Below are 25,695 nucleotides of genomic sequence, written 5' to 3'. Positions count from 1 at the left end.
CGACCAACCAGTCTTTCCAACAGGAGGCTTTTCGCATGTTGACTGATGCACAAAGAGAAAAGTGGCAGAAAGACGGATACGTCAGGCTCGAAAGGTTCTTCGCTCCAGCGGCTCGGGAAGATATCTCTACTTTTGTCGAAGATATGTCACGCTGGGATGTCAGCGATGATAAATGGCTCATGTGGTTCGAGAAGACGACGGACAATCGAAAGATCATCTCCAAGATCGAGAATTTTCTCGACTTCCATGATCCATTGCGTCGTTTGCTCTTAGAAGATCAGCGCATAAAGTCAGCGGTCGAGGATTTGCTTGGCGAAGATTCGCGCAGGCTCAAGGAGTTGCTGATTTTCCACTACCCCGACAGCGGCGGCTATCTCCCGCAACAGGACATTTATCACATTCCACACAAACTCCCCGACCGGATGGTCCATGCGGTGGTTGCCATAGGCATCGACGACTCCGACCCGGAAAACGGCGGGCTTTTCTTCAGCCCCGGCAACCACAAGAAAGGGGTGTTTCCCATGGATGCCGGTGGGGTGATCGATCCTCAAGTCGCCGAAATGTTCTCCTGGGAACCCGTAGTATCGAAGGCTGGCGACATCTTCATCTTCGACGATTACGCACCGCACTACTCACGACCGAACAAAAGCAATCGTTCGCGGCGGACACTCTACTTGGTGTTCCAGCGTGCTTCAACCGGTGGACCGACCCGCGCTGAATATAACGTGCTTAAGCGCGCCCTTAACCCGCCCGAGGGCAAAGTGGCCGATCTCGACAAACTCAAGCCCCCAAATGGCATTTTCTATCGCGATTGAGCTCACGCAGCCAGGCGGAGGCATGCACACGAAACTGATCGACCGCTCAAAAATGCGCGGAGAGTATCGCGTTCTGATTTGCGGGCTCGCGGAGCATCGAGCGCAGCCCGTTAAGACGCTTCGGCACGTGGATTGTGGAGGTGGTCGCAGGGGGCGGTCTTCAATGACGCCTACAGCCCGACTGGCGCCCCCCTCGTCGCCCGCCTGGCGGCCCAGAGCTGCATTATCCTGGCCGGGGCCGCCAACGGATCGGGCCGTTTCTCTCCAGGAATTGCACGGGAGGCTGTTGCGTTGGCAGCCGAAGATCCCACGGCTTCAACAGCTCAGGTTCGTTGTCATGCGCAAATACACGTTTTCTCGAACGGAGCTGTCGCGGGCGTTCGGTATCGACATGGCCACGCTCGGAACGGGAAGCGTCGGGACGGGTTTTTCGTTCGGTAGGCTGGCACCGGGCGCTACATCCGAGCCCCATCGGCACGACGAAATCGAGGCCTTCGTCGTCCTGTCTGGCGCGGGCAAGGTCACTACCGACGGTGGGGAAATCTCGGTCGAGGCCGGCGATGTCATTCTGTTCCACCCTTTTGAAGCGCATGTGCTGCGCAACGACGGAAACGAAGACCTAGATTTCGTCGATGTCTACTGGCGAGACGGCGAGGCCGCCCTTGATGCCGCTGCAAAGACCACGGCTCCACGCGGGCCGATCTTCGTCTTCTCCACGCCACCGACGCCTAATGGCGATCTGCATCTGGGGCATCTTTCTGGCCCTTATTTTGGCGCTGATGTCTACACGCGTTTCCTGCGCATGAAAGGGGTCGAGGCCTACCACCTGACAGGAAGCGACGATTACCAGAGCTACGTCACGATACGCGCCGATGCCGATCAATCGACGCCTGCAAACGTGGCGCGCTACTACGCCGACGAGATTTGCGCCACGCTTGCACTTCTCGATTGTGACGTCCACAGCTTCCAACCCACAATGGACGATGACGGTTACGGCGAGTTTCAAGCCGCGTGTTTCCGCAGTCTTCTGAGCAGCACGGCGGTAGATCTGCGCCAGAGCCCTGCGCTTTTCGATGCTGTGACAGGGCACTATCTTTACGAACCGGATGTTAGCGGCCTCTGCCCCGATTGCGGCGGCTCCGCCGGTGGCAACATCTGCGAGGAATGCGGCGCCCCAAACCTTTGCCACGACTTGGGTGCAGCCCGGTCACGGCAGTCTGCCGAGGCGCCGCTGGTCGGCTCCGTCCGCCGCCCGGAACTTGCCTTGGACCGATGCTACGACAATATCGACCGGCATCTAAGGGCGTCGGGCGTCCCGCTACGGATCTTGGATCTCTTCGCGCGCCTACGCCGACGCGGCAACTTTTCAGTGCCCATCACCCACCCCTCGGACTGGGGCCTGCCGGCCGAAGGGTTCCCGGGGCAAGTGATCTGGGTCTGGCCGGAAATGGCCTTCGGTTTTCTTTACAACATCCAGGCGCTCGGCCGCTTGCTGGGTCGCGACTGGAAGGCGGAGATGCCCGGCAACGACTGGCAGATTGTCCATTTCTTCGGCTTCGACAATTCGTTCTACCACGCGCTACTCTACCCCGCTCTTTACGCCGAGGTCTTCTCCCACTGGACGCCACGCATCCGCTATCACGTCAACGAGTTCTACCTCCTCGACGGCAAGAAGTTCTCAACCAGCTGCCGCCATGCGGTCTGGGGCAAGGAGGTTCTGAGCCCAAAGACAGTCGACGTCGTGCGCCTCCATTTGGGCCTGACACGCCCCGAAAGTGAGCGGACGGATTTCACGCTGGACGCGCTGCGCCGCACGGAGAACGAGGTGTTCCAAGGGATTTGGCTGAACTGGCTTGATGCGTTGAACCAGGAAATCAAGCAGGATTTTGGCGGCCGTGTACCCGATGCAGGCGACTGGAGCCCGGCCGACCGCGCCTTCTTTGCTCGGATAGAGATCTATCGCGCGGCGATGGAACGCGCCTATTCGGACGAAGGCTTCTCGCTCCGGCGCGCGGCCGCTCAGGTCTGCGATTTCGTGCGCGATTGCGTGATCTACCGTCGGGCGCAAGACTATGCGGCGGCGCGACGTTTCTATCCCGCCCGCAATCGGACTTCGCTAGCCCTTCAGACGACGGCCGCTGCGATCCTGGCACCGACACTCGCTCCGCTGCTGCCCCGATTCGCCAGAACGCTGGCGCGAGGCATCGATGGCGTCTCAACCGAAACATGGCCCCGGTCCGTCCAGCGCCTTGCGCCCGGGACGCGCTTTGATCTCGGACCCGTGTTGATGTTCTACGCCAAATCCGGCAATCCTCATCTCGATGAGGAGGAAGCGCTATGAGCCCAAAGGTGCACCAGTGAGCTGTCCCAATCTCGACCAGATCTGCGCGGCAATCAAAGCCGATGATGCCAAATATCTTTACTCGCTGTCACTGGCGACCGAAGCCGCTATCAGACGGTAGAGACCAGATTGGCGGACCTGAACCAACGCATCGTCGACACCCTGGCCCGCGCCTTCGAGGACCGCTCGGCCGATCGCTTCCCAACCCTTGCTGTTTAGTGCCGCAAATGCCGTGTGGGCTCGACTGCGCTGACCAACCTCTTCGGCATCGCGGGATTTCCGTCCTCCAGCCGGTCAAGACTGTCATGCGGTTCGAGGCGCTTGGTGAACCTGGCGCGCCCTGGATCGTGCGCCGATCACCGGAAATGTCGAATGCGAATGCTTGCCTGATGGTATCTTCGATTCTGTCCGAGCCTGTACTGGCGCGGCAGTCGGCCGAAGAACAACTGAGCTACTGACAATCGGAAGGTAGCAGGTTCAAAATTCTGCCCCAGAAACCGGATATTGCGCACAACCAGCGTTCACGATCGCGATGGTGCACAAGCTTCCAACCAGACCCGCGCAAAGACAGCCCGTCGCCTGAAGATAGTAGGCGAGGGCCGCCAAATCCCTCGGAAGCGTATCCTCCGTCACATGCACGCCATCTTCGCCGACAATGCAGACGCTTGTCTCGTCGAGAGATAAGTCCAGCCAGGGTGCTCCTTCAGGATTGCGTGTTTGCTCGGGTACGGAGCCACCCCTCAGTTCCCAATCGAGGAGGCGATCCTACAATTCACATATGGAGATCGCTCGCCAGGTTACCCGGTCTGTGAACCCTGCAAGCCGAAAATTCAGATGCCGCCCATGCAGAGATATTTCATTTCTAGGTAGTCCTCGAGGCCATGGCGGGATCCCTCCCGCCCGATGCCGGACTGTTTTATCCCACCAAACGGCGCCGCTTCTGAAGACATCCGGCCGGTATTTACCCCGACCATTCCATATTCCAAGGCCTCGGCCACACGCCAGACACGCTTCAGGTTGGAGGCATAAAAGTAGGCCGCGAGGCCGTAGATCGTGTCGTTGGCCTCACGCACGACCTCATCCGCATCTTTAAAGCGAATAATCGGTGCCAGCGGCCCGAATGTCTCTTCTTGCGCGACGGTCATCTCGCTGGAGACACCGGTCAGGACTGTCGGTTGGAAAAACGTGCCATTCGTCCCGATGCGTTTGCCCCCGCATCGAATTGCGCCGCCTTTGGCGACGGCATCGGCAATATGGGATTCGATCTTGGCCAAAGCGTGCTTGTCGATGAGCGGTCCGATGTCCACTCCGGGAGCGAAACCGTCACCAACTTGAAGTTGGCGAGCCCGTTGCACGAATTTCTCGACGAACTCGTCGTGAACGCCCGACTGGACGTAAAGGCGGTTCGCCGAAACGCAGGTCTGGCCGGCATTGCGGAACTTCGCCTGGATCGCACCGTCAACCGCGGCATCGATATCGGCATCATCGAAGACGATGAAAGGTGCATTGCCGCCGAGCTCAAGGCTGACTTTTTTGATCTGGTCCGAGCACTGGCGCATGAGAAGGCGCCCGATCTCAGTCGACCCGGTGAAGCTGATCTTGCGGACCTTGGGATTGGTACAAAGCTCGCGGCCGACCGCGTCACCTTCGGAGGCATAGATCAGGTTGACGACGCCTTCGGGAAAACCAGCCTGATGGGCGAGGGCGAACATTGCTCCCGCCACGAGCGGCGTCTGTTCAGCGGGCTTGAGGACGATCGTGCAGCCCGCCGCCAAGGCTGGCGAGATTTTGCGCGCCACCATCGAGGCCGGGAAATTCCATGGCGTTATCGTGCCAACAACTCCGATGGGCTGCTTGATTACCAGCATTCGGCGGTCCATCGATGGTGCGGAGATCGTCTCGCCATAGACGCGATTGGCCTCCTCGGCGTACCATTGCAGATACGCCGCAGCATGCGATATCTCCGACTTGGCTTCTGCAAGCGGCTTGCCCATCTCCGCGGTGAGAATCTCGGCGAGATCGTCGGCGTGGTCGATGATCAACTGATGCCATCGCCATAGAACGTCGCTGCGCTCACGTGCGGTCAACCCTGCCCATCCAGGCTGAGCGACATAGGCCTTGTCGATCGCAGCGCATGTCTCCTCGACACCCATGTCGGGTAGTTCTGCCAGCACTTCGCCAGTCGATGGGTTGAGGATCTCGAATGTCCGCTCGCTAGTCCGCGTGCCAAGTGCCGGAAGGCGATCAATGGGTCCAAACAGGTCAGGGGATCTCAGGTGACGGATCATCGGCAGGCACAGGGGCAATACCAGATTCCTCCTCAACGCAGCAGGTATATATAGCAGGTGCGGTGTGTACTCCGCGACGTCCGGGTTCCTTATAGGGCCTCGGCCAGACAGCTGGTAGACCACGGCACCCAACTGGAAAGGGAGAATACCTGAATACCCTAGAAGATGCCTCGCGGTTCTACGAGTCGAACGATTGAACAACGGACATCGGCTTCGCCAGCCGCGCGGGTGGATGCTGGTGGCCTGCGCTTACAATCTGCGGACCACGAATCGGCGACTCTATCCACTCGAAGAGAGGCTGGCCTGAGGAGGAGCGCACCCCAATAATGACGCCTGAACCGGCAAATGCCTGGCAGGCCCGCGAAAACCGATCCTCGCGGCTTTAAACAGATCCCTTTCACCGGGCGAGCGCCCGCAAGATGAGAAAGAGGATGGAGAGGAACAGGGTGGCGAAGACGCGCCGAGGGAAGACCGGCCGGCGCATTTGCATGCGGATGGAGCTCATGATCAATTCCCCGCCTGTTCCTGCGGCAAAAGATAGCCTGTGGTCGAATGGTCGAGCACTAGATAACGCGCGGCGACCGCCTTGACCTCGTCGGTGGTGACCTTGCGGACGCGGTCCGGCCTCTTGAGCACGTCCTTCACATTGCCACCGGTGGTGAGCGTCTTGCCATAAATGTTGGCGATGTGGTCCAGCTCGTCGTGCGCAAAAACCGAGCGGATATAGCGGTCTTTGGCCTTGTCCAGCTCGTCGCTGGTGACGCCATCCTTGGCGATCCGGGCGACTTCGGCAACGGCCGCCGCTTCGAGATCGACGAGCTTTGCATCGCCACGCGGCGAGCCGGAGATGGTGAAATTGGTGTCGTCTAGCATGGTGCCCTGGAAGAAGGCGCCGGCCGCCGAGGCTATGCCTTGCTTGGCGACAAGCTCCTGATAGAGCCGGCTTCGGTTGCCGCCGCCGAGAATCTCGGCCAGCAAGTCGAGCGCCTCCGCCTCGCCGGGCTCTGCCGTATGATAGGACGGCACTACCCATTGAGTGGAAAAGCTCGGCACGGAAACGCGCGCATCGGTCAGCGTCACTGTGCGCCTGGTGTTCTGCTCCGGCTCGACCGGGCGGTTGCGCGGGGGCAGGTCCGGCCCGCGCACAACCTTGCCATAGGTCTTCTCGGCCAGCGCCTTCACCGTCTCAGGCTCTACGTCGCCGGCCACCACCAGCACGGCGTTGTTCGGTCGGTAGTATTTGTTGTAGATGGTGAATGCGTCGGTGCCGTTCAGCTTCTCCATCTCCTGCATCCAGCCGATAACCGGAATGCGGTAGGGGTGGTTCTGCCGCAACGTCGCGTTGACCTCCTCGTCCAGCAGAGCCTGCGGGTTCGTCTCTCTGCGCCAACGGCGCTCCTCCAGGATCACGTCGCGCTCGGTCTTGATATCATCGTCGTTGAGGATGAGGTTGAACATGCGATCGGCCTCGAAGCCCATCATCTCACCCAACGCCGAGGGCGCCACCGTCTCGAGGAAGGTGGTGTAGTCATAGGCGGTGAAGGCGTTATTGTAGCCGCCGATGGCTGAGACGGCTCGGTCGAACTCGCCGGCGGCGTAGTTGGTCGTCGCCTTGAACATCAGACGCTCGAGGAAATGGGCAAGGCCGGATTTACCGGGTGGCTCGTCGGCGCTGCCGATCTTGTACCAGACCATATGAGTGACGATCGGGGCGCGGTGATCGGGGACGACGACCACTTCCATGCCGTTGTCGAGCAGGAAATCGGTCACCTTGCCGCCGTCGGTGGCGGCCAGAGCCGGAGCGGTCGTCACCAGGGCCAGCGCGGTGGCAATGAACGCGTTGCGCAGCCAGGCGGACGATCGATGGCTCCGGTTGTGGTGGCTGGTCGAAAGGCAAGGTTCGAGGCAACGTGATTTGTTCCTCATTTTGATGAAGGCGCTGCGTCCCCGTCTCCCTGCGTGGGAGGATCGGCGGGCAGCGCCGAGCCAGATGAATAAGCTCTTCATGGTGCCAGGCCTTACTCGAGCCTCATCTTTGGATGGACCCAGGAGACCTGCGGCAGTATTTCTTGGTGAAGTGATCATTGGACGGATTCTCCTTGGTCCGCGACGGCCTTGCGAAGACCAAGCATGCACCGTGCCAGATCAGAAAACCGTTCGAGGCATGTGGACAAATCGGGCTCTGCCATGTTGCGCATCCGACATTGTCGGACATCGGACAGGGCCGAACGCGACGCGCGCGCGGCTGAGAAATCTTCTTCGTTCGGAAGACGATTGGGCGCGCTGCCGGGGGAGGGGTATAGGATGCGCTTCGAATGGCCGCTGCACTGACGGTGAGAATGGAGATGTTGGTCGCCCCAGCGGAACCCTGTCCTCGACAGCCAGACCGGGTCGATGCTGAAGGGCAGAGGCGTGAGCAGCCCAGCCAACTCGAGCGCGGAGCCTGCTCGCGCGCGAAGACGGATCTGATCAAAGATCGGCGAGTTGGGCGATATCCGCGAGGCGCTGGAAAACGAAGACCGTAGGACTCGGGCGGGAAAAAACGAAGCGGTTGCGCGATTCTGGCGTAATGCGCCTGCCGCGAGGCCGTTGAGCCTGATGAGTTGCTGCGGGAAAGGGGAGTGTTTGCGCGGGACCTTGGCCAAACGTAAGAAACAACCGTCGAGCTCGCCGTGGATGGGGGCATGCAGGTACGTTTGTCGCTGGAGGACAGCAGCACGGAAGCTGTCCGCGCTTGCCGTCGTCGCTGGGTACCAAACAGGAGAATTTGGCGGTCGCGATCGAATTCATCTGCGTAAATACCGCCTGGCTGTGCTCGGTTTGCCGGCGAACAGATTTTGCCTTATTTGCGGCTGCAAACGCATCCCTGGCGGCGTGGTCCCTTAGGTCAAGGGCATCGGGTGAGTAACAGCCTGATCCTGCTCAATCTGATGCGCGCCAACCGCCTCGCCGGATTGTGGAACCGCTCGCGGGTAGCTTCTACCACAAACAGCAAGGTCATGAAATCAAGTAGGAAGTCGTCGATCGCTTGGGCGATTGTTTCTGACTCGCCCTTGAACTGGTCCAGCAAAACGCGCGCGTTATCGATCGCTTCCACGCTGGTGGCATCGATTAACCCCTCGACCCTCTTGAAACAATCCAATTCGAAACTCCTTCAAGCGCTTGCCAAGCCGTTATGCACGAAGGTAGCTCCGTGAACTACCCGGCCCTTGACCTAGCGGCACGAGCAGCGGTCGGCCGTACGTCCCGTGCCTCCAAGCACCAGCCATAGACGTGGCGCTGAGGAGCGTTGGAAGGGTGTGGCGCTTCCGGCCATGCTCGAGCGGTAGTGTAAGGACAGTGCTTGCTGGCGACCACGGCCACAATGGAGGGCGCCAGTTGCCGCCGACCAATCAAGCGGCCTTGAAATTTTTCGTTTTGCTGCCCCTAAGTCTCGGCTATGAATCGGACTGGCCAAATGGCCTGCCCACGTTGCAATTGTTACAAAGGAATACGTATATGGCGACCGGAACAGTGAAGTGGTTCAACAGCACCAAGGGGTTTGGATTTATCCAACCCGACGATGGCGGTCAGGATGTTTTCGTCCACATTACCGCTGTCGAACGCGCGGGCCTCTCGACCCTCGCTGACGGCCAGAAGATCAAGTATGAGATTGAACAGGACCGCCGTACTGGCAAATCCTCCGCTGGCAGTCTCAGCAAAGCTGGCTGAATTTACTCTTGCGTCCTGGCAAGAGTGGGCGCGGTAGGTCAGGAGGGACTCACGGCCGCTCGGCAACAGCGAGCAAGAACGTGGCTCAACTGCAAGGCCGAGACAGCAGATCGCTGCAAGGCGTCGCGAATTCCTCATGAACAAAGTTGTTTGAAAGGAAGGCGGGGTTGGCCCCGCCTTTTTATATGACGAGCAGATTAAGCCGATGGCTGCAACGCTCCAGAACGAATCTCGATTGCCGAAATCAAGCCGCGACCTTCTTGCGGGTTCGCTTCGTCGGCGCCGGCTCCGGCGCTTCCGGCGCTTCCGGCGCTTTCGGTTTGCGGCCGAGCCCCATCGTCTTGGCCAATGAAGAGCGCGCCGCGGCGTAGTTCGGCGCGACCATCGGATAATCCGCCGGCAGGCCCCATTTGGCCCGATATCCATCTGGCGTCAGCCCATAGTGGGTCGACAGATGGCGCTTTAGCGATTTGAATTTCTTCCCGTCCTCAAGGGAGATGAGGTAGTCCGGTGTCACCGACTTCCTGATCGGGACTGCAGGCGTAAGGGCAACCGGCTCTTCTGTAGAGACACCTCGGGCCGTCCCTTTCAGAGCCGCGTGCACTTGGCCGATGAGGGCAGGGAGATCCCCCACCGGGATCGGATTGTTGGAGACATAGGCTGAGACGACATCGGCCGTGAGCTCGATGAGGGTATCGATGTTTTTTTCGGCTTCTTCTGTCATGAAACTCTCCAGGCGGCGTGAAACACAGTCGGCGAAGCGTCGCTTCATAGTGGCGGTCGCCGCTGAAAGCAACAAAGGTCTCGACAGGATTGTTGCGATGTTCGTCCAGCGAGATCTACGGCGCGGTATCCCGCCGTCGTGACCGTTGATCCGCCCGTTGTTGGCGACCTGCCGCGGTCCTTGCGCATTTTCAGGCGCGTCTCGGCCGTAAGCTTTGCGCCGAAATGACCAGTGATCTCGAAACGAAGCGGGCTATTTCTGTTCGCCATCCTCTCTTTGGCTGTGAAATCGGTGGCAGAGCAGTGGCCGCTTCCTGGTGGCGCGTGGAGGAACTATCAAGCGTTGATTCGCAATGGTCGAAACGATGTAGATTCATCCGGTGAGCCGCTCTCGCAGCAGGATGTTAGCGATTGGCCCGCTGGTAAACCGAGGACATCACGCCGCTGCTTTGCTATTGAACCGCTATAGCTGTGACAACACATTCCGCAATGGTGGGCGGGTGTAGAGCAGGCGCCTTACGCAAACTAGCGGTTCAGCAGGTCGGGAGGAACGAATGAGCTCAGGGACTTCAGCAGCCCACTTTTCGTAAGGCGTGCAGCGCACATCGTGCAAGAGATTGCCAGTCCTGCGGATGCTATCGATTTTCTCAACGAATGGCCAGAAGATCGCAGAGACCGGATCTACGAAGCCGCCCTCAGGGCGTGCTTTGATGCATACAACGGACGAAAACCTGCGAGCGCAGCGCGCAAGACTGTTTTCCGCTTTGGGGAACAGGTCGCCATATTGGAAGATGCAACCTCCGCGATGCAATGGCTCGCTGCCTGCATGTCGGGCAGTGGAAAAGCGCAAGTGTAGGCGTCGCAGTCGTATGTGAGGCTGAGGCGGGTTACGCCGACGAGGTTATTGTATCGAGATTTCGCCGGCATCTGGAGCGTACTATAGCGAACAAAGAATATTTTGCGCGCTATGGCGATGTTAATCATCTTGTTGTAAACCAGCTGTCTCGCGACAGGACTGCAACGCTTCCGGTGTGAAAATCACTGCGTGGGACTTGGTTCTCTCGAATTCATGACGGTAAATTGCCCTGTAATTATAGCAAAGCAGTTGGCCTATTGAAGCTGATAAACGAAGCCAAAATTGTGCTCCGTCGCCTGCCAATATTCGCTCGATGGAGGCTATAGGCCTCACAAGCCAATCAAAACAGCTACTCGGGCGCCCTTTGAAATTCGTGTAATTTTGCTCACCCGAAACGGCCCTCTACAGTCGAAATAAGATCGTCCCGCAAAGGTGCTACAAGACACTATCGCGGATCGATTTGGGCCCACGTCGATCTGGCGAAGGCAGGCGGAAGTCGAGCAGGACCTGCTGCGGAACAGATAACCGGCCCCAAACCGAATCGGACACGGTGGCCCCGATTTCTTCATAGTTGAAGGCGCAGAGAGAACCGAAGCACGGCTCCGGGCTCCGGCGCCGCCGCTTGCCGAGCAGCGATCCTCCGCCTCCCTGAAATTCAATCGAGAAGAGCGTTCAATTCCGGGACGGTCCAAGCTCTGCCGCGAAAACAGGTGTCAGACCACCCGGTCCTCTCCCGCAACTGATCTAGCGCAGGGCGTTCATGAGCCGCATATCCCAGAGTGGCTGCGTGCACGACGCAGCGAGATCATTTATGAAAATCCTATTCAGTACGATGGCTGTCCCCTTGCTGACAGCCATCGCTTTTGCTGCGGATTCGATCCCCGCAGACCTCAGAGAAACGGCACTGGCCACTTTCAAGGCTTTGCCACCCACCACGCCGGTAGTCGCTAACAACCCGATCACACCGGAGAAGATCGCCCTCGGCAAGGCTCTGTTCTTCGATCCACGCGTCTCGGCGTCAGGCGTCTTGTCGTGCAACTCGTGCCACAACTTGGCCACCGGCGGCGACGACAATCATGAAACCTCGATCGGCCATGGTTGGCAGAAGGGACCGCGCAACGCGCCGACTGTACTGAACGCTGTCTTCAACATCGCCCAGTTCTGGGACGGTCGTGCCGAAGACCTGAAGGCTCAGGCGAAGGGACCGGTCCAAGCCGGCGTCGAAATGGCCAATACACCGGGTCAAGTCATCGCCACCCTCAAGTCGATGCCGCAATATGTCGATTGGTTCGATGCAGCTTTTCCGGCTGAAGCCGATCGGGTCACCTTCGACAACTTCGCCAAGGCAATCGAAGCCTTCGAGGCGACACTGGTCACGCCGGCCCCCTTCGACAGCTTCCTGAATGGTGATGAGCTTGCCATGACTTCCGAACAGAAACAGGGCCTGGCGCTTTTCATGGACAAAGGCTGCTCGTCCTGCCATGCCGGCATCAACGTTGGTGGGGAAGCCTATTACCCATTCGGCCTCGTGGAACAGCCCAGCGCCGAGGTCCTGCCGGAAAAAGACAAAGGCCGATTTGCGGTCACCAATGCAGCCGACGATTCCTATGTTTTCCGCGTGGCGCCGCTGCGCAACGTTGCACTCACCGCGCCATACTTTCATTCGGGCAAGGTTTGGGATCTGAAACAGGCCGTTGCCATCATGGGAACCACCCAGCTTGGCGTGGTACTGGCGGACGAAGAAGTCGACCTGCTTGTTGCCTTCCTCAACTCGCTGACCGGAAAGGCACCCGAGGTCGCCTATCCCATCTTACCCGCCGAAACGGCGACAACACCCCGGCCTATAATGCAGATCTTAGGAAAATAAACGGCCAGCTGACTGCGGAACATCGCAATTGACAATGATTGCGACTTTTACTGGACGAGACGAGTCGCGACGTCCATGAGAACGCAAATGGCTCGTTTCCAAAGTGCAGACACTGCTTCCGTCACCAGCTCGTTGCGATGGAATCATGTTTGGGATCTGGCGTGCGACATGCCAAGGAAGGCGTCTGACGCATGAGGCTCGCGCGCTGTCGATACCGCGCGGCGGCCGGCCATCGCGCTGGCGGCCGAATTGCCGCGCGCCGAAGTGATCGGCCCCCTTAGGGCGAAGGGGCAGCCACTCCGTCCTCCATGTCCAGCGATTCTTCGACTGCTTCCGGATTCCGGGCGATGGTCCAAAGGAGAGTATTCGCCGCTGCATCCGGTTTCGAGCGACCTTGCTCCCAGTTTCGAAGCGTTGCCAGATCGAGGCCATACCTCACGGAGAATGCCTCCTGAGAGAGCTTCGTGCGATCCCGGACTTCGCGAACACTTATCGGCCGCGGCGCATGAACCTTCGCGATCACGCCTGCGGACGACAGTTCATTCTTCAGTGCCAATAGGTCGTCGACGCAAGGAACCGTCACGAACGCCTTGCCGTGATCGACCATCTCCGTGAGTATCGCGTGGGCCGTCCTGAGCGGCAGCTGTCTCTTAACGAGAATCCGGGCGGCCTCAGGAGTATTCGCGCCGTGAAGAAAACTGAGGCTCAGTCGGACGGGAGAGCCTGACGACACCGGGACGACGTCCCGGGTTCGCACCCGTTGTCCGTACCGCTCCATGAATTTCGATTTAGTCGACATTAAGCTTCTCCGCGATCACTCGACCGAGCTTGCGCAATTTGGACCATCCCACTGGAGGCATCGCGATAAAAGTACGCCAAACAACGCTAAGGGAGAACAAACGGTGATCTGATTTCGTTCGACGCTCGTTTTCGAGAGCCGTTCTGGGTCGTTCGCAATCAACTGTGTAGGCCAGCGGAGCGAGCAAGGAGCGCCAGATCCGGACAGGGCTGAGTGGGGTGTTTCTCGGTGGGGCCATGCCCTAAGGGACACGAGATGTAGTGGATTCGTCGATCCGCGCTGTTTCGATTCGCGCACCCGGGCACAACGCTTGGATAAGTCCCATCAGATGCTCTCCGGTGGCCGTCATCTGTTTAGCTGACATTGGGCCGAGGGCTTCCAGCACGAGCCACATGGCGCGGGTATCGACCGTGACCATGGTGCGCCGCCCCTGCCGCCAGTTCCAGCCGCGGCACGTGACACCGGCATCATCGCACCAGATGACTTCGCCCGGTTCGGGATGCTCGGTTACCATTTCACCTTGCTCGATCGTGCCGAATGGCTCCGCTCCCTTCGCAATTAAAAGTCTCGGGACCCCTGGTAGAGATCGAGATCCTCCCCGCCAATCGGAACGCCATACAACACGCTGACGGCATTGTAGGCATCAACCAGTGGGGAAATCCGCGGGAGAGAGCCATCTTTCCGCACCCGCTTGAGAAGCGCGGCGGCCGAGCACGGCGTTCGATTGGCCTTTGTGCCGAAAGCCTCGTAGGCAACGGCCCACGCCGCATGATGCGCGTCCCTTTGGGCGTCATCGCGAAGCGCCGCCTGTTCCGCCGCCGCAATCGTGTCGTTCAACGCCTGTGCATCCGGCACGTCGATTTCAGCGTTCCGCACCACCATGCTGATCAGATGAAAATCCCGGTAGCGGGCCTTGATCTCGGGGTCAATCAATGGCGTGAAAGACATGGGAAGCTCTTTTCTCATGGGGAGGCTTTGCGCTGCGGGTGGTTCGGGAAATGTTTCAAGAAAGGTGCTTGTCGAGCGTCCAGATCTTCTGGCGTCGCCATGGTGCATGCCGCACCATGCGCTGGATAATTCCATCATTCGGCGGTGGACAAGGCCTGACAGAGATCGTCGATTATGTCTTGCGGGTGCTCGAGCCCACCTCGGCCGGCAACAAGCTACGCCTCCTCCAGATCCTCCATTTCATAGGAGGCAGCGGGCGCGATATGGATGTGAAGCAGCTTTTCTTGCCGGGTCATGCATCGCTTTCGGAAATTCGTCTCGCACGAAAATCTGCCGCCAAACTGGCCTGATCAACAGCATGGTATGGCGTTTTCCCAGTCCAGTTGGCTTTGCAACGAAACGCGGTTCAGCCCAAGGGTCGGTTTCCTCGCCAGCACGCCACGTCCCCGCCGTTTTAGCCACCGTGTCCCGGCAACGCGTCTTGCACCTGCCTGACAACCGCTCGCAGGACCTCAACGCCCTTCTCGATCTGCCGAATGCTCAAGGCAGCATAGCCCATGACAAGCCCCACGCGATCGATGTGGCCTTCGTCCGACTGCCGCTCGTAAAGGGGCGAGATCAGGTGTAGCCCCAGGCCCGCGCCTCGGGCGGCTTCGACCAGGGTCGTTTCCCGCGATCGCGGCAGTTCGTCGAACCAAACGACGACGTGCAGTCCGGCCTCTGCTCCCTGGACAGCGATGCGATCTCCGAAGCTGCGCCGCAAGGCGCCCAACAACGTCTCCCGACGCTCGCCGTTCAGCCTGCGCACACGCCGCACATGGCTTTCGTAGCCGCCACTCTCGATCAAACAGGCCAGAGCCTCCTGTTCAGCCACCGGCGAATGCCGGTCCGCGAATTGTTTGGCGGTTGCGAAGACCTCCTGCAATTCCGTCGGGACGACGAGATAGCCGATACGCAGCATCGGCGAGAGCGTTTTGGAGATCGTGCCGAGGTAGATGACAGCCCCGTGGTCCTCAAGACTGTGCAGCGGAGGGACCGGATTGATATCGTAGCGATATTCGCTGTCGTAGTCGTCCTCGATCACATAGGCGTTGTTGTGCCGCGCCCATTCCAGAAGCTGATGGCGGCGCGCGATCGGCATGACGCCGCCCAGCGGAAACTGATGCGATGGCGTGACATAGGCCAGTCGCGCCCCGATCCCCGCCAGCAACTCCGTCTTCATCCCGTCCTCGTCGACGGTGACCGGGATGGGCGAGGCACACGTACTGGCAAAGACCTGACGCGCCATCCTATAGCACGGGTCCTCGATGACAAAGCGGTCGGCGGGATCGAGAAGCAGGCGCGCGCACAGGTCGAGGCCCTGCTGCGAACCGTTGACGATGATGATCTGCTCGAGGTCGCAGCTCAGGGTTCGGGCGCGCCAGAGATAGCCCTGGAGCGCCTGGCGCAGCCGGCGCGAGCCGCGCGGATCCTCATAGGCAAGACGCAACGGGCGCTGCCCCATCGCCTCGTTCATCGCACGTTTCCAGACCAATGCGGGGAAGTCTGACGGCGCCAGGTCGCCATAGCGGAAATCGACCTTCAGCCCAGTCGGCAGATAATCCGGCCAGGGCGGCGTAACGCGCAGTCGGCCCCCATAGGCGGACAGAAGAACCGGGCCGACCCGTTTCGCAGGCGTGCGGCTTGTCCCAGGACCGATCAACGAAGATGCAACGCGGGGTCGTGCGCCTTGACGGACGTCGATGAAACCTTCCGCAGCCAGTTGCTCATAGGCGACCGTCACCGTCGTTCGCGAAACCCCAAGGTCATTTGCGAGGCCTCGGGAGGACGGCAGCTGACTGCCGGTTTCGTAGACACTTCCGAGGATCTGCTCGCGAAGAGCCTCGTAGATCTGGCGTGCACCCATCGCGTGCGTGCGACCTGCAGAACCGGCACTTGAAGACTGGACCATTTCATTCATCGCCAACTGGATATTTCACATTGGCCAGTTTGCCGTCAATCTTTCGGAAACCCAAGAAAGATCTTAGAGGCCGAATGACCCGTTCCTATCAATCCGAAACCGATGCTCTCACGCGGTCGCTCAACGACACCGGTCCCGGATTCGCCACTCGGGCGATCCATCATGGCTACGATCCGGCCGGCTTTTCCAATGCCGTTCAGCCGCCAGTCTTCTTGACCTCGACCTATGGATTCGAAAGCGTGGCAGCGAACGAGGCCGCCGCCGCGCTTGGCGGAAGGCTCTATGCGCGCGAATACAATCCCACGACGGAGATCCTCGAGCAACGGCTCGCCAATCTGGAAGGAGCCGAGGCAGGTTTGGTCGTTGCCTCGGGGATGGCGGCTTTCGGGACGCTGATCCTGTCGCTCCTGTCCCAAGGGGATGAACTCATCGTCCACAGGACACTTTATGCGAACACGCTTGCCATGGTCGAACAGGCGGTCCCCCGCTTCGGCATCAAGGTCGTCGCGGTCGACCTGTCCGATCCTCACAATCTCGATGCCGCGATCACCGAGCGGACCCGGCTTGTTTTCTTCGAGACGCCGGTGAATCCGCTGAGCCGCATCCTCGACATCGCTGCCATTGCCGAGCGCGCCCACGCGCGTGGTGTAAAGGTTGCAGTCGACAGCACCTTCGCCTCCCCCGCGCTCCAGCGGCCGCTCGAACATGGGGCAGACCTCGTGCTCCACTCGCTGACCAAATACATCAATGGGCACGGCGATGCCCTTGGCGGGGCGATTCTCGGCGACGCGCAAACGCTCCGCACGCTGCACGAAACGGGCCTGCGCTACATCACCGGCGCAGCGCTCTCGCCCATGTCAGCCTTCCTGATCCTGCGCGGTCTGAAGACGCTCACGCTGCGCATGGAACGGCACAGCGCCACTGCCCTTGCGGTGGCTCAGGCGCTCGAGGCGCACCCGGCGGTGGCATGGGTGAGTTATCCCTTCCTCGACTCGCACCCTGATCAGGTGACGGCGCGAAAGCAGATGTCCCAAGGCTCGGGCATGTTGGCCTTTGGCCTCCACGCTGGGTTCGAGGGCGCGCGCCGGATGATGGACCGGCTCAACCTGATCACCCGGGCTGTCAGCCTCGGCGATGCCGACAGTCTCATCTATCATCCGGCAAGCCTGACCCGTGCTCGTCAGCCGATCCGCAAGGATGCGCATCTGGCCGATGGAGTCGGCGAGGACCTCATGCGCCTCTCGGTGGGTCTTGAAGACGCCGATGACCTAATCGCCGACCTGCGGCGGGCTCTGGACGCCTTGTGATGACCTGTCGTCCGGCCAGTCCTGCGCTCACGCACAAACCTGGAGCCTTGCCATGGCATTCCTGAGCGGTCTTTCCGCGTTTCCCATCACGCCCGCCGATCGGGACGGCCGTGTCGATTCCGTTGCTCTGCGCAAGCTGATTGCTCGGCTTGGCGCCGCTCAGGTCGATTCCATCGGTCTTCTCGGCAGCACCGGCACCTACATGTATCTGACGCGCGAGGAACGGCGACGGGCGCTCGCCGAGACCTTGGACGAAACCGGGGGACACATGCCGGTCGTGGTGGGTGTGGGCGCGCTGCGCACCGACGAAGCAGTGAGGCTCGCGCAGGACGCTAAGGCCCTTGGGGCTGCCGCGGGGTTGCTTGCCGCCGCCTCTTACACCCCGCTCACTGATGACGAGGTGTTCGAACATTTCTCCACGGTGGCGCGCGAAAGTGGCCTTCCGATGGTCATCTACGACAATCCAGGAACGACGCATTTCCGTTTCACCCCAGCACTCGTCAGCCGCCTGGCAAAGGTGCGGGGGATCGTCGCTATCAAGAATCCGACAGACAAGGGCGATGCGATCAAGAGCCATCTGGCCGACCAGAGGCGCACTGTGCCGGAAGGGTTCTCGATCGGCTACAGCGGCGACTGGAACGCCGCAGAGGCCATGATCGCCGGCGCCCACACATGGTACAGCGTCCTCGCCGGCATCCTGCCCGAGGTCTGCGTGAAGATCGTCACGGCGGCGCAACAGGGCGATGCGGCCGAAGCGCGACGGATCGATGCCACGCTTGCGCCGCTCTGGAGCCTCTTCAAGGAGTTCTCGAGCCTTCGCGTCGTCTATGCACTTGCCGAATTGCTCGACATTTGCCGTGCCGACCCCCCGCGTCCCATCCTGCCTCTGCCCTCAGCAGCGAAGCGCCAGATCGCCGCCGCGTTGGAACGCTTGCCATCGGATGTCAACCGGTGAACAGCGAAGCCGGCGGCCAGTGAAGGAACCTGTCATGTATGTACCCGCGCATTTCGATGAACCGAGCCGAGAAGTCCTTTACGAACTGATCGAGAACAGCGCACTTGGCATGCTGATAACCCATGGCCGGAGCGGTCTCGACGCCAATCACATCCCCTTCGAACTCGACACGTCACAGGGAGAAAACGGTTCCCCTTATTCCTGCGCGATTAGTACGTGCCGAAGGAAAGTGCACTTTCTCGCTCGAGTGACTTATTTCAAAGGATGTGATCGCGTTTTGGCACATTCACAGGCCGACATGCGGCAGCCGCTAACTCACCACATGGTGAGCAACCAGGAAACCTTCCGGCCTACACTTTCTCCCGGAGCGCGCGTGCTGCAGCAACCATGTTCATGAGGGCAGGGCGGACCTCCTCCCACTTGCGGGTTTTGAGGCCACAGTCCGGGTTTACCCACAGTTGGGCATCGGACAGTCGCTCGCGGGCAAGCATGACGAGATCCGAAATCTCGCCGACTTCCGGGACCCGTGGTGAGTGAATGTCGTAGACTCCGGGCCCGATTTCATTCGGATATTTGGAGCTCGTGAAGGCGTCCAGCAGTTCCATTTTCGAGCGCGACGTCTCAATCGAAATTACATCCGCATCCATTTCGACGATCGCGTCGATGATCTCGTTGAACTCCGAATAGCACATGTGGGTATGGATTTGAGTCGCGTCCTTCACACCCGTTGAGGCGATCCGGAAGCATTCGACAGCCCAGTCGAGATAGTCTTTCCAGTCAGACTGGCGCAGTGGCAATCCTTCGCGGAACGCCGCCTCATCGATCTGGATCATCCTTGCGCCGGATCTTTCGAGGTCCGCCACTTCATCGCGGATGGCGAGCGCGATCTGGCGGCAGGCTTCGGAGCGGGGTACGTCGTCGCGAACAAAAGACCAGTTGAGAATGGTCACTGGGCCTGTGAGCATTCCCTTCACAGGCTTTTCCGTAAGCGACTGGGCGAATTGCCACCAGCGCACCGTCATCGGATTGCGCCTCGATACGTCGCCGAAGATAATGGGGGGACGCACGTAGCGGGACCCATAGCTTGTACCCAGGCATGCTGGGTGAAGGCGAAGCCGGACAGTTGCTCGCCGAAATGCTGTACCATGTCGTTTCGTTCGAACTCACCGTGCACCAGCACGTCCAGCCCGATCTCTTCCTGCCAGCGAATTGCAGCCTCGATCTCCTTCTTCAGGAAGGTCTCGTAGTCGACATAGCTCAGCTGGCCCTTCGCATGAGCAGCCCGCGCCCTGCGTACCTGCGGCGTCTGCGGGAAGGACCCGATGGTCGTCGTCGGGAACGGCGGCAGCCCGAGCGTGCCGGCCTGGACTCTGGAGCGCTCGGCAAAAGCGCTCTCTCGTCGCTTCATGCTGTCGTCAATGCTGGCGATCCGCCCCTCAACAAGCGGGTCATGGATCTTCGTGGATGTCAGGCGAGTGGCGGCAGCCTCGGCAGACGCTTTCAACGCGCCTGCCACCGCATCCCTGCCTTGGGACAAGGCCCGGGCAAGCAACACCAACTCGTCGGTCTTCTGGGCCGCGAAGGCGAGCCACGACCTGATGTCCGCGTCGAGTTCCGTCTCCATGCGCAGGTCGATCGGCACATGCAGCATCGAGCAAGAAGGCGCGATCTCGACGCGGTCCAAGGGCCAGCCGGCGACGATCGGTTTGATGCGGTCGAGAATGGCGGGCAGGTTCGCACGCCAGACGTTGCGGCCATCGATCAAGCCAAGCGAGAGCACCAGATCCTTCGGTGCGAGCCGACCCACCGTTTCCAGCTGCTCGGGAGCGCGCACGAGATCAATATGCAGCCCGGCCAGGGGCAGAGAAACCGCGGTTTCGAGATTGTCTCCCAGCGGCCCGAAATACGTAGCCAGCATGATTTTCAACTCGGGCGCGGCTTTTGACAGCTGGCCATAGGCGAATTCGAACGCAGCTCGTTCGTTCGGGTTCAGATCGAGGACAAGCGCTGGCTCATCGATCTGCACCCAGTCGGCTCCCGACAGCTTCAGCCTCTGCAGGAGTTGCTCGTAGACGGGCAGCAGCCTCGGCAGGAGCGCGATGGGATCGAAGCCTTCGGCAGGCGATTTCGCCAGCTTGAGGAAGGTGATCGGTCCAAGGATGACTGGGCGTGTGTGAATGCCGAGAGCTTTAGCCTCGAGGAAGTAGTCGACCGGTTTCGTCGACGAGAGGGCGAACGTCTGATCATCGTCGAGTTCCGGCACAATGTAGTGATAGTTGGTGTCAAACCACTTGGTCATTTCCATCGCGGTTACATCAGGCCGATGAGCCGCCTGCTGGTGACCAGCGTGTCCACAATCCTCCGTCTGACCCTGGTTGCCGCGCGCCATTGCGAAGTAGATGTCAAGTGGGACCTCGCCGCTATTCCAGCCGTAACGGGATGGAACGGCGCCGACCATGGCTGCGGTGTCGAGCACATGGTCGTATAGCGAGAAGTCGTTCGACGGGATTTTCGACACGCCGCGATCGTGCTGCTCCTCCCAGCTAGCGGCACGGAGCGCCTTCGCCGTCGTGAGAAGGTCAGCGGCGGAAGATTTTCCGGACCAGTAACTTTCAAGCGCGAATTTCAATTCTCGCCGACGACCGAAGCGCGGCACGCCGAGCGTTGCTACAGGAATTTGCTGAGAGACAGTCATGCCATACCCCGATGGTTGGGGCGTCGGTGACAAGGAAGGCGCTAGCAGGCCGGCACGAACGCCAGGCTGCAGCGGCCACCGAGACACCCCGCCCGTGGACGTAATTCGCCGTGGCAGGTCTCCTGGCTCGCGGGGTCATAGCCTCTACCCGTCTTCCCAAGGCTATTCGCCTCAGTGACATGAGTGGGGTTGGCTCGCCGCTAACAGTTGCGGGGGCAGCGCCGGCTTCGCACCGGCTTCCCTCTTAGCTCCGCTGCGGCAGCACCGTACGGAGAACCACGACGCGGGAGACAATTACAGCAGTTCGCTTCTTTGTCAACGCCGCATAAAGAAATGTTTATGTCGTTATGTTAATTTTCGTTGGCATGTTCCAAAGGTCGCCTCGAAAGCGAAAACTGTGGAAGCCTTGAGCGGCCGGTAAATCAAAGCAATGACGCACGGCGCCCTTGTCCAGGAGGATAGGAGTTCGTCGGCTGCCGGCAGCAAACATACCGGCAAGCGCCGTGGTGCTGCTTAGCGCATCATGCGAACCACCTCGGCGTCGAACTTCGGCTCCGAGGTTCCGACCGCTTCGTTGGTGATCTGCTCGCGACCATATTCGGCTCAATGGCGAGGCTGTTGCCCATGTGGAAGCTGTTGGCCGTGATGCCCTCGGTGATATGACACAACGATTTCGGGGGGAGCACACCGAGGCCAGGCGCAGCGGCGTGTTGCGAAGTGATCGAGGCCAATGTCTCGAACTGCTTGTTCGCAGCCCACCGGCTCAAGGTAACCCGGCTCAAACCACCGGGCCAGCTCAAGTCCTGTCCAAATGAGGCCTGAGCGGCAAATCGTCGTGCACGCGCACGGTTTGGCGTTCGATCTTGTGATGCGTCTTGGGCGGACAATCGCCACGGTGCAGCGCGCAGAAGCGGTCCCCAATTGGGAAGCCGAGGGCGGTGAGGGCAAGCCAGCGCCACAGGCGGAAGGGGACTTGGACCTGTTTGCCCTGCTGGACCACAAGTTCGCGACACAGGGCCTCAAGGAGAAGACCAAGAGTGATTATGCGCGGGACCTCGCCAAATTCATCAAAAGCAGCGGGCAGTCAAAGTTCGGCGCCGATTGACATGGAGATAGCCATCGCGGCGGACCGCCCAGGCGGACCGCAAGCCGGAATACAACCGGGTGCAGGCGGCCAAGCTCGTCCACAAGATGGCGTCGGGCACACACCGGCGATGGGAGAGCGGACCATGGAGTGCAGGAACTTCACGCCTATCCACGCTCCCGTGGACGTGTCCTGCGGCACATCGGCAGCGATATTGAGGAGGCAGTTGAGCTTCTGGTCGAGCACACTTACCTGCCACTACCTACGCTTAACGTCATCTCGTACTGAAAACGCACCACGCAAGGTCGAGATGTAACATGCGCCCTTCGTGGATGGTTCTAAGCTTCCTCGGGCGCGGTCAATCTGTGATAACGGTCGCTTGGAACCTCCATCACCACGACGCGATCAAGGTTGGCGTATCGCGCTCGGTAGTAACCTTCTTCCTCCACTTCGGCGAAACTACACTGGGGAACGTCAAAGGTCGCAGCTTCCAATCCGAAGAAAGTCGTAGCGGTTTCTTCATCCAAGAAGTTCCACTCATCTTCTCCGTCGTCATATGTGACGCGAACATAGGAGGCCATGCGCACGGCTTCCTGATCACCCATCTCTGCGATGATGGCATCGCATTCTTTCTTCAGCTTTCCTGAAACCTCACCCTTATCCCAGTCATCCAAAGCCCGATAGATTTCTGGATGATAATACTCTGGCATCTCCTCTACATCGTCACCGATAAGCTCAATGGTGCGGACATATTGCGGATTTATCAAGAGTATTTTGTTGTCAAGGCTCCAACAATACAGCCATGGCCTGCTTGTGTTATTTCTACGCAGATTATGAAGTTCCTTCAACTGACGTAAAATCGATTCACGCCCCTTTTCATCGATAGGATATTGGCGGCTGCCAACAGTCGTCTTGATTCTGAGCGTGCCGTATCGCGTTTCGGCATCGGCAATTGCAAACGGGCTCGTGCGCCACTCCTCGACATCAATCTTCCAGCCCAGCAGCTCCTCGACCGTGCATTTCAACGTGAGACAAAGGTCCTTGATCTGCTCGACGTTCAACTGCGTTTTGCCTGTTTCCCAACGGGCCACAGTCTGTTGCGTCGTTGCCATCTGCTCTGCCAAATCTTTTTGAGTCATGCCCAGTCGAACCCTAAGCTCTTTCATGTTCATAACTCACCTCGCGTGTTCAACACACGCATCGTGGATGAATTAATCTAACACGTCAAGCGTGTTCAAAATCGCAGCATGTGTTTTTAGGGCGTCTTCGAGGCTCCGGCAGCCGTTCGTGACCACTTGCGCAAGACACAGGGCTGGTACACAGCACGAATGGGCGATCAAAAATTACTGCTGCGATGCTCGTCATCAGCCAAGCTGCCGCCGCACCTTCCACTAGGGTGCCAAGGTTCGAAATGAGTGCAGCCGACCATAGCGAACGGAAGGTCTTGTGCTCAAAAGGAACGAAGATGTTCTCTTCGCCATTGTGGGAAGCCTCGGGATTGACCGCGGGGCTGGATTTGTTTCGCCTCACTCAACCATGGCCTCGCCGTACAAGCCAAGCTGCCACAGTGCGCGCCTGCTAACCCAGAAAATTTGGCGGCCTTACAGGCATGCGCAGGACGTGCGAAGCCGCTCAAATCTCCCCAGATGGTCAGCCATCGAAGACCGGCATCACTTGCCCGTTGAGCGGCTATACGATAATGCTCCGCGCTAAGCAGGAAGCGCCAAAAAATTCGAGCGGCGACTTCATTCTCCTATTCAGGAAGGAACTATGAGGCGGCAGACGCGACCATTCACCGTGGAAATCAAACAAAAGCGCAATTATCAAAAATCCGCACGTTCCATCTGGGGCAATTTCGACATCGCCGCGGCGATGGCCGAGACAACAAAGGAAGTCGAGCCGTTAAATCGTCAGCTTGTTGACTCTACTGTAGTGGCCCTTGATGCTGAACCTTTGCACAAACCGCGAGTGGAGCATTTCATGGCCAATCCCCTGGAGACCGAGTCAGCAGTAGTTCATAGCGAACCGGCAGACAAAACGGAAACGCCAAAACCGAAGACGAGAGCGCGGCGGTCGAGGAAGCCAGAAGCTGAGGCGAGCGCGCCTGCCAAGCCGATATCCGCGACCACTGAAGCACCGCCGTCAGCGCGAACGGGCCGAAAGAGCTACTCCGCGAAGGATCGTGCCCAGAAGCTGGCGCAGATCGAGACCTCGATGGGCGGCGGCGCTACTCTCAAGAGCGCGGTGAAGCAAGCCGGCATCTCGGAACAGACATACTATCTTTGGAAGAAGGCGGCGGCGCCTGCGGCGGACAGTGACGGGCTGAAGGATCTCGTCGCGCTCGAGGAAGAAAACAAGCGGCTAAAGAGCCTGCTTGCCGATCGTCTCCGCAAGGAGAATGCGGAACTGAAGAAAAGGCTCGGGCTGGATTAAGGAGGGTGGGCAGCTGGTTCTTGGCTCGCCACCTACAGCAGCCCCGCCTGCTCGGCCTCTCTGCGCAAATTCTGGCGTGGCCTTGGGCCGATCTGCTGGATGACCAGGCCGGCCGCTAGCGAGCCGAGATCGCCGCACTGCTTCAGGCTGCGGCCTTGCGTGTAGCCGTAGAGGAAGCCGGCGGCGTAGAGGTCGCCGGCGCCTGTGGTGTCGACCAGCTCGCGGATCCTGGTCGCATTGATGGTCACGGTCTCGTCGCCGCGCACGATCACCGAGCCCTTTTCCGAGCGGGTGACGGCGGCGATCTTGCAATCCTTGCGGATCTGCGCCAGCGCCTCGTCGAACGACGCGGTCTGGTAGAGCGACTTGATCTCGTGGCTGTTGGCAAAGACGATGTCGACGGTGCCGGAGCGCATCAACTCTAGGAATTCGTCGCGGTAGCGGTCGACGCAGAACGAGTCTGACAATGTCATCGACACTTCGCGCCCGGCGGCATGGCCGTCTGCCGGATCGCCTCCTTGGCGCGCGGCGGGTCCCACAGATAGCCCTCGAAATAGGTGACCGCGGCGCCCGACGCCTTGTCGGCCTCAACGTCCTCCGGGCCGAGCTCGACGCAAGCGCCGAGATAGGTGTTCATCGAGCGCTCGCCGTCCGGCGTGACGAAGATCATCGAGCGCGCCGTCGGTGGCTCGCCGCTGAGCGGCCTGGTGTCGAAGGCGACGCCCTGGGCATGGATGTCGTGCGCGTAGATTTCGCCGAGCGCGTCGTTCGAGACCTTGCCGAAGAAGGCGGCGCGGCCGCCGAAGGAGGCGACGCCCGCCGCCGTGTTGCCGGCGCTGCCGCCCGAGGCTTCAATGGCCGGGCCCATGCGGCTGTAGAGCAGTTCGGCGCGCCTCGTGTCGATCAAATTCAT

At 59.8% G+C, this 25,695-nt stretch carries 20 protein-coding genes, 3 pseudogenes and 1 riboswitch; of the genes and pseudogenes, 10 read left to right on the top strand and 13 right to left on the bottom strand.

Annotated elements, in window-relative coordinates; translation table 11 throughout:
- The first annotated feature begins 35 nt into the window (after positions 1-35).
- Positions 36-815 carry a phytanoyl-CoA dioxygenase family protein gene (locus tag NKJ40_RS24515; protein WP_352468288.1) on the top strand — a complete coding sequence of 260 codons (780 nt, stop codon included), beginning with the start codon at positions 36-38 and terminating at the stop codon, positions 813-815.
- Positions 816-837: 22 nt separating this feature from the next.
- Positions 838-3,156, top strand: coding sequence for a class I tRNA ligase family protein (locus NKJ40_RS24510; RefSeq protein WP_352468287.1), 2,319 nt, complete (start codon positions 838-840; stop codon positions 3,154-3,156).
- Positions 3,157-3,986: 830 nt separating this feature from the next.
- On the opposite strand, the gene NKJ40_RS24505 is transcribed toward NKJ40_RS24510, so the two are convergent.
- From NKJ40_RS24505 to NKJ40_RS24495, 3 genes are all read right to left on the bottom strand, one after another.
- Positions 3,987-5,444, bottom strand: a complete 1,458-nt coding sequence (locus NKJ40_RS24505) for an NAD-dependent succinate-semialdehyde dehydrogenase (protein ID WP_352468286.1) — start codon at positions 5,442-5,444, stop codon at positions 3,987-3,989.
- 507 nt (positions 5,445-5,951) lie between these two features.
- Positions 5,952-7,370 (bottom strand): M16 family metallopeptidase, encoded by a 1,419-nt coding sequence (locus NKJ40_RS24500; protein ID WP_352468285.1) that lies wholly within the window; start codon positions 7,368-7,370, stop codon positions 5,952-5,954.
- A 961-nt stretch (positions 7,371-8,331) separates the two neighbouring features.
- Positions 8,332-8,586: a hypothetical protein gene (locus NKJ40_RS24495; RefSeq protein ID WP_352468284.1), complete on the bottom strand. Its 255-nt coding sequence runs from the start codon at positions 8,584-8,586 to the stop codon at positions 8,332-8,334.
- Between the two features lie 356 nt (positions 8,587-8,942).
- Here NKJ40_RS24495 and NKJ40_RS24490 point away from each other — a divergent pair, with 356 nt between their 5' ends.
- Entirely contained in the window at positions 8,943-9,155 is a 213-nt protein-coding gene (locus NKJ40_RS24490; RefSeq protein WP_352468305.1) for a cold-shock protein, read from the top strand.
- 244 nt (positions 9,156-9,399) lie between these two features.
- Here the strand turns inward: NKJ40_RS24490 and NKJ40_RS24485 are convergent, their stop codons facing one another.
- Entirely contained in the window at positions 9,400-9,879 is a 480-nt protein-coding gene (locus tag NKJ40_RS24485; protein ID WP_352468283.1) for a Ros/MucR family transcriptional regulator, read from the bottom strand.
- 606 nt (positions 9,880-10,485) lie between these two features.
- Here NKJ40_RS24485 and NKJ40_RS24480 point away from each other — a divergent pair.
- Together NKJ40_RS24480 and NKJ40_RS24475 are read left to right on the top strand one after the other, a co-directional pair.
- Complete coding sequence (locus tag NKJ40_RS24480) at positions 10,486-10,734, top strand: DUF982 domain-containing protein (protein WP_352468282.1); 249 nt, start codon at positions 10,486-10,488, stop codon at positions 10,732-10,734.
- An 811-nt stretch (positions 10,735-11,545) separates the two neighbouring features.
- Positions 11,546-12,601 (top strand): cytochrome-c peroxidase, encoded by a 1,056-nt coding sequence (locus tag NKJ40_RS24475; RefSeq protein WP_352468281.1) that lies wholly within the window; start codon positions 11,546-11,548, stop codon positions 12,599-12,601.
- 277 nt (positions 12,602-12,878) lie between these two features.
- On the opposite strand, the gene NKJ40_RS24470 is transcribed toward NKJ40_RS24475, so the two are convergent.
- From NKJ40_RS24470 to pdxR, 5 genes and pseudogenes are all read right to left on the bottom strand, one after another.
- Positions 12,879-13,400 (bottom strand): helix-turn-helix domain-containing protein, encoded by a 522-nt coding sequence (locus NKJ40_RS24470; protein ID WP_352468280.1) that lies wholly within the window; start codon positions 13,398-13,400, stop codon positions 12,879-12,881.
- A 241-nt stretch (positions 13,401-13,641) separates the two neighbouring features.
- Positions 13,642-13,959 (bottom strand): phenylalanine--tRNA ligase beta subunit-related protein, encoded by a 318-nt coding sequence (locus NKJ40_RS24465; RefSeq protein WP_502903751.1) that lies wholly within the window; start codon positions 13,957-13,959, stop codon positions 13,642-13,644.
- Positions 13,959-14,348, bottom strand: a complete 390-nt coding sequence (locus NKJ40_RS24460) for a phenylalanine--tRNA ligase beta subunit-related protein (RefSeq protein ID WP_352468278.1) — start codon at positions 14,346-14,348, stop codon at positions 13,959-13,961. Before NKJ40_RS24460 ends, NKJ40_RS24465 begins: the two co-directional genes overlap by 1 nt.
- Before the next feature lie 218 nt (positions 14,349-14,566).
- Positions 14,567-14,644, bottom strand: a pseudogene (locus NKJ40_RS24455) (MOSC domain-containing protein); the annotation flags it as partial.
- 158 nt (positions 14,645-14,802) lie between these two features.
- The gene (gene pdxR, locus NKJ40_RS24450) at positions 14,803-16,308 is read right to left on the bottom strand and encodes a MocR-like pyridoxine biosynthesis transcription factor PdxR (RefSeq protein ID WP_352468304.1); all 1,506 of its coding nucleotides are present in this window, start codon (positions 16,306-16,308) and stop codon (positions 14,803-14,805) included.
- Between the two features lie 74 nt (positions 16,309-16,382).
- Here pdxR and NKJ40_RS24445 point away from each other — a divergent pair, with 74 nt between their 5' ends.
- The 3 genes from NKJ40_RS24445 to NKJ40_RS24435 are packed head-to-tail and all read left to right on the top strand — an operon-like array spanning position 16,383 to position 18,967.
- A complete protein-coding gene (locus tag NKJ40_RS24445; RefSeq protein WP_352468303.1) occupies positions 16,383-17,615 on the top strand; it encodes a trans-sulfuration enzyme family protein in 1,233 nt (410 codons plus the stop codon).
- 52 nt (positions 17,616-17,667) lie between these two features.
- A complete protein-coding gene (locus NKJ40_RS24440; protein ID WP_352468277.1) occupies positions 17,668-18,570 on the top strand; it encodes a dihydrodipicolinate synthase family protein in 903 nt (300 codons plus the stop codon).
- On the top strand, positions 18,557-18,967 hold the full coding sequence (locus tag NKJ40_RS24435; RefSeq protein ID WP_352468276.1) for an FMN-binding negative transcriptional regulator: 411 nt from the start codon (positions 18,557-18,559) through the stop codon (positions 18,965-18,967). Before NKJ40_RS24440 ends, NKJ40_RS24435 begins: the two co-directional genes overlap by 14 nt.
- On the opposite strand, the pseudogene metE reads toward NKJ40_RS24435, so the two are convergent.
- Positions 18,921-21,265, bottom strand: a pseudogene (gene metE, locus NKJ40_RS24430) (5-methyltetrahydropteroyltriglutamate--homocysteine S-methyltransferase). The gene NKJ40_RS24435 and the pseudogene metE sit on opposite strands and share 47 nt — an antisense overlap.
- A gap of 95 nt (positions 21,266-21,360) precedes the next feature.
- Positions 21,361-21,561, bottom strand: a riboswitch (cobalamin riboswitch).
- Between the two features lie 554 nt (positions 21,562-22,115).
- Here metE and NKJ40_RS24425 point away from each other — a divergent pair.
- Positions 22,116-22,370 (top strand): hypothetical protein, encoded by a 255-nt coding sequence (locus NKJ40_RS24425; RefSeq protein WP_352468275.1) that lies wholly within the window; start codon positions 22,116-22,118, stop codon positions 22,368-22,370.
- 317 nt (positions 22,371-22,687) lie between these two features.
- On the opposite strand, the gene NKJ40_RS24420 is transcribed toward NKJ40_RS24425, so the two are convergent.
- Entirely contained in the window at positions 22,688-23,521 is an 834-nt protein-coding gene (locus tag NKJ40_RS24420) for a helix-turn-helix transcriptional regulator (RefSeq protein WP_352468274.1), read from the bottom strand.
- A 52-nt stretch (positions 23,522-23,573) separates the two neighbouring features.
- Positions 23,574-23,879, bottom strand: coding sequence for an MFS transporter (locus NKJ40_RS31960; RefSeq protein ID WP_502903749.1), 306 nt, complete (start codon positions 23,877-23,879; stop codon positions 23,574-23,576).
- 240 nt (positions 23,880-24,119) lie between these two features.
- Between NKJ40_RS31960 and NKJ40_RS24410 the strand changes: the two genes are divergently transcribed.
- Entirely contained in the window at positions 24,120-24,782 is a 663-nt protein-coding gene (locus NKJ40_RS24410) for a transposase (RefSeq protein WP_352468273.1), read from the top strand.
- Between the two features lie 32 nt (positions 24,783-24,814).
- On the opposite strand, the pseudogene NKJ40_RS24405 reads toward NKJ40_RS24410, so the two are convergent.
- Positions 24,815-25,695, bottom strand: a pseudogene (locus tag NKJ40_RS24405) (adenosine kinase); the annotation flags it as partial.

The organism is Mesorhizobium sp. M0119, from assembly GCF_040322615.1.
In the GTDB taxonomy this organism is placed as follows: domain Bacteria; phylum Pseudomonadota; class Alphaproteobacteria; order Rhizobiales; family Rhizobiaceae; genus Mesorhizobium.
This window is presented reverse-complemented; position numbering and strand designations above follow the sequence as displayed.